This window comes from Pleomorphomonas sp. T1.2MG-36 (genome assembly GCF_950100655.1).
In the GTDB taxonomy this organism is placed as follows: domain Bacteria; phylum Pseudomonadota; class Alphaproteobacteria; order Rhizobiales; family Pleomorphomonadaceae; genus Pleomorphomonas.
Window position 1 is genome coordinate 1 of sequence record NZ_CATNLY010000023.1, and the last position, 13,185, is coordinate 13,185.

Sequence of the window (13,185 nt, forward strand, 5' to 3'; positions counted from 1 at the left end):
GGTCCTCTTCTTCCATTTCGCCACGGTCTTTTGATTGATCCCGTAGCGCTTGGCCAACGCTCTCAGGCTCTCTTGACTATGCTGTATCGCTCGACGGACTGCCTCTGTCGTTGTGGCGCTGCCGTGTAGAACCTGGCCCATAGTGCATCCCTCCAAGCTTGGGAAAATAATGCACCATCAAAGCCTGGGATCAAACACCTAGGGCTCACTCGCCTTCCATGGCCTGCGCCTCGACGGCGATCTTGACGACGTCGGACCGGGCATAAGACCAGTAATAATCGAACGGGCGACCATCCGGCCCGCGCGACACCGAGCGGATCAGCAGCACGGGGGCGCGCACATCGAGGCCGAGGAAGCGGGCGGGCAGCTCCGGCGCACCGACGGCGGCCACCTCGCGGCGCGCGCTGGAAATCTGATACCCGGCTGCCCGAAGCGTCTGGTTGAGCGACTGAGTGCCCCGCAGCACGTCGGTGCCGGCCAGCGCCGCCCCGACTTCCGGCGGCATGAAGTTGGTGGAGTAGACGGCCGGACGGCCGTCGAGACAGCGCAACCGTTCGAGAATGAAACCAGCGGCGCCCGGCTCGAGGCCGAGGGCATCGCTCGCCTCGCGCGGCAGCGGCTCCAGTCCGCTCCGGAAGACGGTGGTGTCGACCGCCCTGGTCCCGTCCACCTCCGACTCGAAGAAGCCGCGCGTCACCTGCAACATCCAGTCGCCCTGGCTTTTCTCCGCGACGAAGGCCCCGCGCCGGGGGATCATCCTGATCAGCCCCTGCTCCTGCAACGCGCGCAGCGTCTCGCGAACCGTGGACCGAGACAGATCGAACGTACGGCAGAGATCGCTCTCCGACGGCAGGCGCGCGCCGGGTGACAACTCATTGGATCGGATGCGCTGCTCGATGATGCGGCTAAGCTGCTGATAGTAGGGCTCGGCGGACGTGCGGTTGATGGCTTCCATGATACCTGGTGGTCCGTTCGTACGGACGAGATTTACAACACGTACAAGTATTTGACCAGAGCGTATGGCCGAGTTCGTCCCGCCTGCCAGCACCGAGGCAAGAAGCGACCATCGTCGAGGGCACTGCCTCCGGCCGAGATCGACGCAAACAAAAACACTGCCCCTTTCGAGGCAGTGTCCAAGATGGTCGCGGATAGGAAGCCCCCTATCCGCGCGCCGATTTCCAGTGGGATGCGACTATTTCCGCCACTTGACGACGGCGTCGAGGGTCTGATCGACCAGCGCATCGAAGGAGATCTTGGCCGGCCGCCGCATGTAGGTGACGATGTCGTCGGCCAGGAGCGGCGCCGACCAGCGATCGGCGATCACCGCCCTCCCCTTGGCGATGGCCAACACGCCGAGGATCTGTGCCGCATTGCAGTCGACGTCGTGACCGATGCCGCAGACGATCTCCAGGGTGAGGTCGAAGTCCCCCTTGCCGAAATAAAGGGCGATCACCTCGGCGGCGGCATTCGGGTAGGCGTGAATCCAGTTGTACTCGACATAGCGGGCATCGCAGACGGCCCAGGCATCGCGCCAGTCGGACGCCGCCTCGCAAGCCTTCAAAGCAAAGTCGAGCACGGCGCCATACTCGGTGTCGGTGCTGAACAGCGCGATGGTCGATGTCAGCAACGAGCGGACGTCCGGCTCGACAAAGGCGCGTGCGGCCAGCACGGCATTGAACACCTCGCCGAGGATGCCGTTGCCGGCGTGCGAAACCTCGGCGTCCATCCAGGCGAGGCGCGCAGCCTCGCGCGCCCGACCGGGCACGACCATGCCGCAAATGATGCCGCGCATCTGGGCGCCGATCCACTCGTCAAACGGGTTGTCGGTCGTCGCGGTCTCCGGCGGCAACAGCCCCCGGCGCATGCTGGACAGCGCGATCGCCTCGGCCGACCAGGCCGTCGGGATGAGGCTGGCCCAGCGCTCGCAAATGTCGGCGCCAGTGACGCTCGGCCCTTCGGCGCCATAGGCTTCGAGGAAGGCGATCTCGAAGGTGATGTCGTCGTTGTAGGTGTTGGGCTCGCGGACATAGGAGCGGATGGGCCCGAACACCTTGAGCAGATTTTCAGCCGAATAGCCTTCGAGAGCCGTGCCGGCGGCCGCTCCCACCAGTTGGCCGAGCCAGCCGGCGGCCAGGCGGTCCCGGAGTTCGGCGTCGTCATAGGCCGGCCCGACATCGGCCGGCCAGGCGACCGTGCGCTCGAACTCGGACCATGAGGCGTGCCGGACCGTTTTCTGCGACGGGTGGTTGGGATCCGGCCGGGCCGCCCGCATCAGCACGCGCAGACGCATGTCGATGGTGTAGAGGCGTTCGAAGTCGCCGGCAGCGAGCGCCTCAAGCCCTTCGCTGAGAAGCTCCGAATAGGGAGCCAGAACGTAACCCTTGTTCTCCAGCGACTGCAGCGCCGCCGCCATCAGGTTCTCGGGCGCGGCCGAACCCGGTACGTTGCTCTTCCAGAACAGGGAGAGCAGGAAGTCCTGTCCGGCCATGGCAGCGCTGGCATCCCAGGTCTGTTCCTCCTTGCTGCGGACGACCGGCATCGTCTGTCGCAGGAGATCGCGCGTCACTTCCCAGGCTTTCATGGCATTTCCCATCGGTTCTTGGTGGATTACTTGAGGGCGGCGCGCTTGGCGCGGCCGCGGGCGGTCCAGATGGTCAGAATGACGATCGGCACCACGTAGGGAATCATCTGCATCAGTTCGTTCGGCAACCCGAGCGTCTGCATGGTGATGGCCAGCGTCTCGGCGATGGCGATGACGACGGTGGCGGCGAGCGTGCCCCAGGCCGTGCCCATGCCCATCACTTCGATGGCGATGGCGATGAAGCCGCGCCCGGCCGTCATGTCCTGGGCAAACCAGGAGACGTAGCCCATCGACAGATAGGCGCCGGCGATGCCGCCGAGCACGCCCGAGAGGATGAGCGCCTTGAGCTGAATGAGCTTCACGGAGATGCCGACGGTGGCGGCCGCCTTCGGATCGACGCCGACGGCGCGGATGCGCAAGCCGAACGCCGTTCTCGCCATCATCAGGCTGACCAGCGGCACGGCCAAAAGGGCGCCGTAGGTGAGCACGTTATGCCCCGACACAAACGGCCCGATGACAGGGATGCTGCCCAAGAGAGGCAGCTCGATGGAGGGCATGACGCCGCTCTTGAGGGCGCCGGACATGCCCTTGTCGCCGGTGGCGAAAAACAGGCCGAGCGTCGTCCCCGAGGAGGCCGCGAGGTTCATCGCGATGCCGGTGATAATCAGATTGGCGCCAAGGGTATTCACGGCGAATGCCATCAGCGCGCCCATCAGTCCCCCGGCGACGACCGCGGCCAGCAGTCCGAGCCATGCGCTGCCGGTCCAGGCACTGACCAGGACGCCGACAAGCGCGCCGGTCAGCATCATGCCCTCCATGCCGAGGTTGAACACCCCGGCACGATCGGAGATCAGGATGCCGAGCGCGGCGATCAGCAGCGGCGTCATGACGCGCAGCACCGTTGCGAAGGTCGCGGGATCGGCGACGATGTTGAGAAGACCGGTCATCGCGCGGCCTCCACCTGCCGTATCCGACGGATCAGCCGAAGCACGGCGGGATGTTGGAAAATGGCGGTCGCCGTGACGGCGAGCATGATGGCGGCCGTGATCAGGCCGACCACTTCGCTCGGGATGCCGATATCGCGGGCCAGAAAGTCGCCGCCGACCTGCAGATAGCCCAGGAACAGGGCGGCAGGTACGACGTAGAAAGGATTCTCCCGAGCCAGAATGGCGATGATGATGCCCGTCCAGCCGAGCCCGGGCAGCTGCGTCCACGAAAAGCGCGGATAAAGCCCCAGCACCTGGATGGCGCCGGCCATGCCGGCAATCATGCCCCCGACGATCTGCGCCTGCATGATGATCCGCCGGGACGGCAGGCCGAGATGCGAGGCGAAGACCGGTCCTTGCCCAACGATCCGCAGGTTGAGGCCGGAGCGCGTGAAATAGAGCCAGACGCCGCCGGCGAGACAGGCGACCAGCGCCACGATGGCACCCGAGTTGAGCCGCGTTCCCGCCAGCAGGCGGTCAAGCTTGGCGTCGGCGGGGATGCGGTAGGACATCAGCGAGCCGGCGGCCGGATCGCGCAGGTAGTAGTTGAGGAAGAACACGCCAGCGTAAAGGATGGCAAAGTTGAGCACCAGCGAGGTCACCATTTCCGGCGCTTCCCAGCGAAGGCGAAGTTCGCCGGGCACGATGCAGGATATGCTGCCGACGACGGCGCCGACCAAGATGGCGACAAGCGGCGTGAACGGTCCGAAGGACGGCAGCAGCAGCGCCGCCGTGGTGGCGGCGAGGCCGCCCAGAAAGACGCCGCTCTCGATGCCCAGATTGAACAGACCGGAGCGGAACACCACCGTGGCGGCAAGGCCGGTGAACGCAATGGGTGTCGCATACTCGGCGACGTTGCCAAGATGCCGGAGACTCGACAGCGGCCCGAACAGAAAGGCTGCGATCACCGTGCCGGGATGTTCGTGCGGCAAGGCGAAAGGAATCAGGACCGCCAGGAGCACCGCGCCGATGACCGCCAGCGTTATCGCAAAGCGGACGAGGCCGGCCAGAAAGGCTCGGTTCATGGCATATCCTCCAGGCCGAGCATAAAGGGACCGAGCCGTTCCGGCGTCAGGTGCGCTTCGTTGGCGAGCACGGCGGTAATCTGGCCGCCGAACATCACAACGACCCGATCGGACAACCGCAGGAGTTCGTCGAGATCGGCCGTGACGAGCAGCACCGCTGCGCCGCGTTCGGCAGCGTCGACGATGCGTTTGTGGATGAAGGCGGCGGCGGCGACGTCGATACCGCGCGTCGGCTGGTCGGCGATCAGGAAACGCGGCTCGGTCGCCAGCTCGCGCGCGGCGATCAGCTTCTGCACGTTGCCGCCCGATAGCGAGTCGAGCCTTTCGCCGATCGACAGGGCCCGAACCGAGTAGTCTTCGACCATGCCCGCGACGGCCTCGGAGATGGCCCCGCTGCGAAGAAAGGGACCGCGCTGAAAGCGCCGGTCGCCGTCGGTACCGGCGATGGCGTTTTCGATCAGCGTCAGGGCCGGCACGCCGCCCTGGGTAAAGCGGTCGGAGGGAAGATGCGCCATGCCGCGAGCCCGCCAGCGCGCGGTCGACGCGGCGGCCATGTCCTCGCCATCGAAGCTTATCGAGCCCGCCCCCGGTCGAGCGGCCCCGGTGACCAGCGACACCAGCCCGCGCTGGCCGCTGCCGTCGACACCGGCAACGCCGACGATCTCGCCGGGATGAATGACGAGGTCGATGTCTCGCAACCGGTCGGCCGGATCACGCGAGGCGAGGCTCACGCCGGACATGGCGAGCAGCGGCTCGCCGGTCACCTGGCGCGGCTCTCGGCGCGTGATCTCCACCGGGCGCCCCATCACCATCTGCATGATCATGTTGTCGGGCACGTCGGCGAGGCGAGCGGCGCCAGCCACCTGGCCGGCCCGCAGGACCGTCACCGACTCGGCAAGGCTGCGCACCTCGTTGAGCTTGTGCGAGATGAACAGAATGGTGATGCCGTGGTCCCTGAGATCACGCAGCCTGTTGAACAGCTCGTTGATCTCGGGAGGAGACAGGACGGCCGTCGGCTCATCGAGGATGAGGACCCGGGTGTCGAGCGACAGCGCCTTCAGAATTTCCACCTTTTGCTGGGCGGCAACCGGCAGCCGCCCGGTGATGGCGTCGGGATCGACGGCAAGGCCATATCTTTGCGACAGCGCTTCGACTTTGGCGCGGGCGGCGGCACGATCGATCAAGACGCCCTTCTTGGGCTCATGACCGAGGATGATGTTCTCGGTCACCGACAAGGTCGGAATGAGCGAGAAGTGCTGATGCACCATGCCGATACCGTGGCGCCCAGCAAAATCGCGCGTGGCGGTCGATACCGGCTGGCCATCGAGCAAGACCTGCCCGGCCGTCGGCCCTTCGAGGCCGAACAGGATCTTCATCAGCGTCGATTTGCCGGCGCCGTTCTCGCCGCAAATGGCATGAATGGTCCGCGCGGGAATCGAGAAGGACACGTCGCGGAGCGCCACGGTGCCGTTGGCGTAGGTTTTTGAAATATGGTCGAACGCGACGACGGGCGCTGGCCCGCCGGCTCGCTCCCCATCGTCGCGTCGATCTGTCATGGCTTCACGGAGTTGCGCAGGGCGTTGAGATCGTCGCTGGACATGCCGAAGGCGCTTGGCACTTCAATCTCGCCACTGGCGATCTTTTCCTTTGCCGTCTTGATGGCCGCAAGGAGCTCCGGCGTGGCATGCTTCTCGTAGTTGCCGCTTTCGACCAGACCGACGGCGCCTTCGGCCAGGCCGAGGCTTTCGACGGACCCGAACTTCAGTTCGCCCGCAACATACTTGTCATAGGCCTGCAACAGGCTGACATCGACGTTCTTCAGCACCGAGCTGACCACCTGAGAGGCGATGGCCGGATCGCTGCCGGCAAAGATGGCTTCCTGGTCGGAATCGACGCCGAGCACATACCTGCCCGTCTCCTTGGCGGCCGACAGCTGCCCCAGACCGGCCTGGGACGCGGCGGTGAAGCCGATGCCGACGCCGGCGCGGTATTGAGCCAGACCGAGTTCCTTGCCCTTGGCGGCGTCAGTGAACGAGCCGACGTAGGAGACGGCCACCTTGATGTCCGGCGTCACCGACTTGGCGCCGGCGATGTAGCCGACCAGGAAATCGTTGATGACCGGGATGTCCATGCCGCCGAGGAAGCCCAGCGAAGAGCCGATATCGCCCTTGAGCTTGCCCGACTTCAAGAGCTCGGCGTTGTAAACGCCACCGAGATACGAGCCTTCGTTCTGCTTGTAGGAAATCGAATAGACGTTGTCGTAGCCGCCGTCCTCATAGGGAACCGAGGCATCGAACAGGATGTACTTCTTGTCCGGATACTGCTTGGCAACCTCGGCCAGCGTTTCCGAGATCGAATAGGTTCCGAGGATGATCAGGTTCCAGTCCTGCTCAGAGGCGTCGAGCAGCGCCGGTTCCCACTTGGTCGCGTCGTCGCCGATTTCGAGAACGCGGGTTTCGACCTTGTCGGCATACTTGGCCTTGATCAGCTCGATGCCATGGTTGGCGGAGTCAAAGAACGACTTGTCGCCGAGGGCTCCATTGATGATGAGCAGAATCTTGTCGGCAGCCGAGGCCTCGGCGACGGTGACGACGCTCAGAAAGCCGGCAGCGGCGAGCGCCAGACCGGCGCGCAAGGCGGATCGCCTCGTCTCGAAACGGATCATGATTTCCCCTTCTTAGTGACGACACGCGCATCCCCTGCGCTGACGAACCGTCGTGCCGTTGCCGGGTCGCCAGTGAAGCGCCTCATTTAAACGTGTAAACGGAGATTTCTTAATATCGGCGATCTTGTCAAGGCTGGATTTACACGATTAAACCAAATTGGGTAGTTTCTGAGTGGCGCGATGGCGGCGGAAAAGTCCGGCGAGAGAACTCCAACGATCAAGGACGTGGCGAAGGCGGCAGGCGTGTCGCAAGCGACGGTTTCCTATGTTCTCAACAACCTCAACAAGGTGACGCCGGAGGTCGATGCGCATGTGCGCCGGGTGGCGCGCGAGCTGGGCTACAGCCGCAACCGGGTGGCTCGTGCCTTGAAGACCGGACGCAACAACGTCATCGGCTGCATCATGCCCTCGCTGCTCAGCCCGGTGTTCCCGGAAATCGCCCAGGCGGTGCAGCAGCGCGCAGAAGAGCACGGCTTTGCCACCTTCGTCATCGATTCCGGGCTGCAGACCGCTACCCGGGAGGCCGAGGCTATCCGCATGCTGGCCGACCACGGCGTCGATGGTGCCATTGCCGTTCTTGCTTCGCCACGAGCCGCATCGGACCGTCGGGCCTTGCCCCTGATCGTCATCGACCAGCCGATGGACGGGATGGACTCCGTCTATGCCGACCATCGCGGCGGCGGGCGCTTGCTCGCCGAGCACGCCATCGGCCTCGGCCACCGCCGCATCGGACTGCTCTCGGGGCTGCAAAGCCTCTACAGCAGCCGCGAGCGGCACGAGGGCTTCATCGAAGCGGCACAGGGCCGCCTCGACATCGTCTGGGACATCGAGGTCCCGCTGGTTCCCAGTCTCCCATCGGACGCCTTCGACGCCCTGGGCCGGCGCGACGTGTCGCTGGTCGTCTGCGTCAACGATCTGATCGCCATGACCGCACTCAGCGCCCTGCGGCAAATGCGCATCCGCGTGCCGGAAGACATGTCGGTCATGGGGTTCGACGACATGCAATGGTCGGGCTGGCCGCTTCTCAACCTGACGACCGTACGGCAGCCGCTCGGCCAGTTGGGCCGAGACGCCGTCGACCTCCTGGTCCGCCGTCTTGACGCGCCGGATGCCGAGATCTCCAACATCACCCTGCCGGTCTCGCTCGTCGAGCGCGGTTCGACACAGCCGCAGTCCGACCGCCCCCTTTGAGCCGGCATCGCCGAGCGGCGGCGCCTCAGTTCAGGTGCCGGAACGCATCGCGCATCAGGTCGACCGGCGTGGTTTCTCCCACCTTGTGCAGACCGCCGACGCGGCCGTTGGACAGCACGAGGATGCGCGAGGCGATCTGGAACAGCTCGAGCATGTCGGATGACGCGACGATGATCGACATCCCGTCGTCGGCAAGCCGGCGAATGATCTCGTAGACCTGCTCCTTGGTGCGCACGTCGACGCCATGCGTCGGCTCGTCGAGCAAGAGAATGCGCGGCCCGACCGAAAGACAGCGGGCAAGAATGCACTTCTGCTGATTGCCGCCGGAGAGTGTCGAGATCGGCTGCCCGGCATCGTGCATGACGATACCGAACTCGCGAGCGGCCTTGGCCATCACGGCGCCTTCGGCGGCGACATCGAGAATTCCGAACCGGCCGAGCCGCGGCAGCGCCGAGATCGAGACGTTTTCCTGGATCGGCCGAAACGGCAGGATGCCGTTGAACTTGCGGCCTTCGGGAAGAAGCGCCACGCCGTCCCGGATGGAAGCTTGCGGCGACTGCGGCCGGTAAGGCGCTCCTTCGCGCTCGATGCGGCCCTCGACGATGGGCCGCAGGCCGTAGATCATCTCCAGAACCTCGGTGCGCCCCGCTCCGACGAGACCGAACAGGCCGAGAATCTCGCCTCGCCGGAGTTCGAAGGAGGCACCCCGCACGAGGCCGCCGTCGCTCAGCTCCGATGCCCGCAAGACGACTTCGTCGGTGCCGCCATCGGGACGGGATGCACCGGTGGGCACTTGCCGACCGGCCATGTCGGCGACGATGCGGCTGCGATCGGTGTCGGCCGACGGTGTGTTGCTGATCAGGCGGCCGTCGCGCAACACGACGATGCGGTCGCAGAGATCCAGGGCTTCCTCGATGCGATGGCTGATGAAGACGATGGCGACGCCCCGGTCCCTGAGGCGCCTCAGCAGCGTGAACAGGCCGCGCACTTCGTGCGGCGTCAGCGAACTGGTGGGCTCGTCCAGCAACAGAAGCTTGAGGTCGCGTCGCAAGGCCTTGGCGATTTCGACGGCCTGCTGGTCGGCGATCCTGAGGCTGTCCATCGGTGCGTCGGGCCGGATGTGGGATGCATCGATCTCGGCCAGCAGCGCGGTTGCCCGGCGATGCATTTCCTTTCGGTCGACGATGCCGCGACGGCTGCAATAATCGCCGAGGAACATGTTCTCGGCCACGGTCAGCGCCCGGATGACCGACAGCTCCTGATGAACGACGGCTATGCCGGCATCGAGGGCCGCCTTCGGCCCCGACCAGGACGAAGGCGAGCCGATGAAGACCATGTCGCCGCCATCGGCTGGAAAGGATCCCGAGACGATGTTGAGAAGCGTCGACTTGCCGGCCCCGTTCTCACCCATCAAGGCGACGATTTCGCCGCCCTTGAGCTCGAGATTGATGTCTTCGAGCACCTGAACGCTGCCGAACGCCTTGGCAAGATGACGAATGGCGAGCACCGCCGTATCCTGATCGATCTGTTGCATCACCCCAACTCCTCCCGGAAGCGGCCGGCGGCCGCGGTGGCCGCCGGCCTGCCATCACTGGCGGGCGCCCTTGCCCAGGGCGATGCGGGACGGCACGACCACGTCCGCCGGATACTCGGTCTTGAAGGCCAGCATGTTGTGCAGCATCACCAGGCTGTCGAAGGTCTGGCGGGCCGGCGACTGGTCGACCAGCGCGAGCATCTCGCCACCATCCTTGTACTGCTGCTTGGAGGGCAGATCGTCGTAGGCGACGACACCGACCTTGCCGGTCATACCGGCATCGCGAACGGCCTTGGCGGCTCCTTCCGATCCGCCGGCCGTGACGTAGACGAGGGTCAGGTCGGCGTTCGAGGTGATGGCATCCGAAGTGATGGTGTAGGCGGTGGCGTCGTCGTCCTTGTTTTCGTAAGGACCGATGATGGCGACGTCCGGCGCTTCCTTCTTGATGAGGTCGAGCGCGCCGTTCATACGGTCGTTGTGCTGGGCGGCACCGAGATAGCCGGTGATGACGGCGATCTTTCCCTTGCCCTGCAACTGCTTCAGCATGAACTCGCCCGCAGACTTGCCGGCATCATAGGCGAGCGTCCCCATGCCGACGGTGCGCTTCGAGCGTTCGGCCGAGTCGGCGATGAAGGCGATCACCGGAACGCCCTCGTTCACCGCTTCGTCGACCTTGGAGACGGTGCCGTCAAAAATGGTCGGCGCGGCGATGCCCTGATACTGCTTGGCCAGCGCGCCATCGAGGCCAGCCACCATGATTTCCGGCGTCAGCGAGGTCCCGAGCTGAATGTAGTCGACAGTCGTGCCAAGCGGCTTCAGATAGGCCTGGGCGGCGGCGATGCCGACATCGGCCGCCTCCCAGAAGGCGGTCCCCTGATAGCTGAGCACGGCGATCCTGAGCGGTTCGGGCGCGGCTCCCTCGGCCTTTACCGAGGCGCCGAAGGCAACGGCGTCGGCGGGAAGCGCCGTGTCGTCGGCGAAGGCCGAAGCCACGGTTCCCAGTGCCATGGCGCCAGCGAGCGCGGCTACAAGCGTTCCCTTGCGAAAAGCAGTCATTTCCTTGGTCCTCCGGTTGTGCGGGGCAACCCGCGGCGGCTCGTTGGCCGCGTCTTGAGACTGGCGTCCGTATGGGCTCCTCCCTCTGGAGCGCCAATCCGCATATCATTGGAATGTCGAGACGATTTCAGTCTCAGTCGTCGGCGCTGCGCCGGGTGAAGCTGTCCGCGCCCACCGCCAGGATCACCACCAGGCCAATGGTGATCGTCTGCCAGTACCCCGAGACGTTGAGCAGCACGAAAGCGTTGCGCAGCAGGCCCATCAGTGCCGCGCCGACCACCACGCCGGGGATCGAGCCCCGACCGCCGCTCATGGCCACGCCGCCCAGGATGACCGCGGCGATCACGTCGAGCTCATAACCGAGCCCGAGGCTGGGGTTGGCGTTGGTCAGCATGCCGCCGAGCAGCAGGCCGCCCAGGCCGGCGAGTGCGCCGCAGATGACGAAGACGGCGACACGGGTACCTTTCACGTCGACACCGGCGAGACGCGCGGCGCGGGCATTGTCGCCAACGGCGTAGATGTTGCGGCCCCAGCGGGTGCGGGCGGCAAAGAACCAGACGGCCAGGAACAGGACGACCAGCAGAATGAACTGCACCGGAACGCCGGCAATGCGGCCATAGCCGAGCCATGCCACCCAGTTGTCGAAGCGCACCGGCGAGCCGTTGGTGGCGAGGAGTGCCGCGCCCCGCGCGACCGAGAGCGTGCCGAGCGTTGTGATGAACGGATTGATGCGCGCCCTGGTGACCAGCAGGCCATTGACGGCGCCAACCAGCGTTCCGACCGCCAGCGCGGTGATCAAACCCAGCAGGGGCGAGCCGGTGGTGGCCGTGGCCAGCGCCGCCAGCACGGCACTCAATCCGATGATCGAGCCGACCGAAAGGTCGATGCCACCGGCGATGATGACCAAGGCCTGGCCGAGCGAAACGATGCCGACGACGGAGATCTGGCGCCCGACGTTGGCAAGGTTGCGCGAGGTCAGAAAGAACTCGCTGGCGAAAGAGAGGCCCAGAAAGACGAGGATCAACATGAGAAAGACGGCAGTCTCGCGTCTTCCTCGCAAGGATTGAACAAAGGCGGACATAGCGGTCACGGGCTCCTCCCGAGCAGCAGGGCGCAATCAGGCGTTCGTCGTTCTCCTCCCGACGTCCGCCGTGTTGGCCGATCACTTTTTTTGATTTCGGGCCGACCGGCTGCTGGCTCAACCGGTCGGCATGCTCGCCCTGCTCAGGCGCCGATCTTGCGCAGCACCCCGTCGACGAAGCGCTTGGCGCGGGGGACGTCGGCTTCATCAAGGTGCTCGATGATCAGGGGCATGTTGGGATGCAGGACGGCAAGACGCTTCAGGTAGAGCTCGTAGTTGAGCGAGCCGAGGCCGGGAGCCGGCAGTTCGACCGCGCCGGCGCCCCGGAACGTGTGGGCTTCGGACGCGTCGATGTGGGCGTGCTTCTCGGCGGCGTTTTCGGCGCGCTTGCAATCCTTGGCATGGGCGATGCGGATCTTCGGGCCGAGCGCGTCGAAGATCTCGTTCAGCGTCTCGTCGATGTGACCGATATGGGCGTCGTCGAAATAGTTCGTCGGATCCATCAGCAGGCCGAGACCGGGATGCGGCACGTCGGCGAACAGCCGTTGCAGCTCGCGCACCGAACCGATGACGTTGTTGACGTAGTTCTCGACCAGGAACACGGCGCCGTGGTCATAGGCTTCCTGGGCGAGCTCCTCGATCACCTTGACGCAGGTCTCGTAGCCCTCCTCGGTCTTGTTTTTCGGGTCATGGACCCAGTCGCTCTCCGTGTTGTAGGTGCCGGTTTCGGAGATGACGTAAGGCGTGCCGAGATCGCGGGCGTGACGGATGATCTCCTTCAGCGCATCCAACCGGCGACGGCGCTCGTCAAGGTCCGGATGGATGATGTTGGTGTAGCCGGAAATGCAGCTGATCGGCAGGTTGGCGTCGCGGAAGGCGTCGCGCACCTTGTGGCACTTGTCCTTGGTCACCGTGCCCGGCGTGAAGTCGATGTCCTTGAAGGCCAGATCGAGCTGAACGGTGCTGAAGCCATGCCCCTTCAGCTTGGAAATGGTCTCAGCGAGAGCATAGGGGAAATAGCCGGTGAAAATGCCAACGGGGATCATGTGGTTTCCTCCCTTTTCGC

Annotated in this window: 12 protein-coding genes; 1 reads left to right on the plus strand and 11 read right to left on the minus strand. The window is 65.1% G+C overall.

What is annotated here, in order from left to right; all coding sequences use genetic code 11:
• The 7 genes from QQZ18_RS11455 to QQZ18_RS11485 form a co-directional block, all read right to left on the minus strand.
• Window positions 1-141, minus strand: a 141-nt coding sequence (locus tag QQZ18_RS11455) for a helix-turn-helix domain-containing protein (RefSeq protein ID WP_284541863.1), incomplete at its 3' end; no start/stop codon positions are given.
• Between the two features lie 64 nt (window positions 142-205).
• A complete protein-coding gene (locus QQZ18_RS11460) occupies window positions 206-955 on the minus strand; it encodes a GntR family transcriptional regulator (RefSeq protein ID WP_284541049.1) in 750 nt (249 codons plus the stop codon).
• Between the two features lie 237 nt (window positions 956-1,192).
• Window positions 1,193-2,581 (minus strand): ADP-ribosylglycohydrolase family protein, encoded by a 1,389-nt coding sequence (locus QQZ18_RS11465; RefSeq protein ID WP_284541050.1) that lies wholly within the window; start codon window positions 2,579-2,581, stop codon window positions 1,193-1,195.
• A 26-nt stretch (window positions 2,582-2,607) separates the two neighbouring features.
• The gene (locus tag QQZ18_RS11470; RefSeq protein ID WP_284541051.1) at window positions 2,608-3,528 is read right to left on the minus strand and encodes an ABC transporter permease; all 921 of its coding nucleotides are present in this window, start codon (window positions 3,526-3,528) and stop codon (window positions 2,608-2,610) included.
• Window positions 3,525-4,592 carry an ABC transporter permease gene (locus QQZ18_RS11475; protein WP_284541052.1) on the minus strand — a complete coding sequence of 356 codons (1,068 nt, stop codon included), beginning with the start codon at window positions 4,590-4,592 and terminating at the stop codon, window positions 3,525-3,527. Before QQZ18_RS11475 ends, QQZ18_RS11470 begins: the two co-directional genes overlap by 4 nt.
• Window positions 4,589-6,148 carry an ABC transporter ATP-binding protein gene (locus QQZ18_RS11480; RefSeq protein ID WP_284541053.1) on the minus strand — a complete coding sequence of 520 codons (1,560 nt, stop codon included), beginning with the start codon at window positions 6,146-6,148 and terminating at the stop codon, window positions 4,589-4,591. The genes QQZ18_RS11475 and QQZ18_RS11480 overlap by 4 nt, the downstream gene beginning before the upstream one ends.
• Complete coding sequence (locus tag QQZ18_RS11485) at window positions 6,145-7,257, minus strand: BMP family ABC transporter substrate-binding protein (protein ID WP_284541054.1); 1,113 nt, start codon at window positions 7,255-7,257, stop codon at window positions 6,145-6,147. Before QQZ18_RS11485 ends, QQZ18_RS11480 begins: the two co-directional genes overlap by 4 nt.
• Window positions 7,258-7,437: 180 nt before the next feature.
• Between QQZ18_RS11485 and QQZ18_RS11490 the strand changes: the two genes are divergently transcribed.
• Entirely contained in the window at window positions 7,438-8,448 is a 1,011-nt protein-coding gene (locus tag QQZ18_RS11490) for a LacI family DNA-binding transcriptional regulator (protein WP_284541055.1), read from the plus strand.
• A 25-nt stretch (window positions 8,449-8,473) separates the two neighbouring features.
• On the opposite strand, the gene QQZ18_RS11495 is transcribed toward QQZ18_RS11490, so the two are convergent.
• The 4 genes from QQZ18_RS11495 to QQZ18_RS11510 all read right to left on the minus strand — a co-directional run bounded on the left by QQZ18_RS11495 (window position 8,474) and on the right by QQZ18_RS11510 (window position 13,165).
• Complete coding sequence (locus QQZ18_RS11495) at window positions 8,474-9,982, minus strand: sugar ABC transporter ATP-binding protein (RefSeq protein ID WP_284541056.1); 1,509 nt, start codon at window positions 9,980-9,982, stop codon at window positions 8,474-8,476.
• A gap of 54 nt (window positions 9,983-10,036) precedes the next feature.
• Window positions 10,037-11,038 (minus strand): sugar ABC transporter substrate-binding protein, encoded by a 1,002-nt coding sequence (locus QQZ18_RS11500; RefSeq protein WP_284541057.1) that lies wholly within the window; start codon window positions 11,036-11,038, stop codon window positions 10,037-10,039.
• Between the two features lie 133 nt (window positions 11,039-11,171).
• A complete protein-coding gene (locus QQZ18_RS11505) occupies window positions 11,172-12,065 on the minus strand; it encodes an ABC transporter permease (RefSeq protein ID WP_284541058.1) in 894 nt (297 codons plus the stop codon).
• 197 nt (window positions 12,066-12,262) lie between these two features.
• Window positions 12,263-13,165 carry a sugar phosphate isomerase/epimerase family protein gene (locus QQZ18_RS11510; protein WP_284541059.1) on the minus strand — a complete coding sequence of 301 codons (903 nt, stop codon included), beginning with the start codon at window positions 13,163-13,165 and terminating at the stop codon, window positions 12,263-12,265.
• Between the last annotated feature and the right edge of the window lie 20 nt (window positions 13,166-13,185).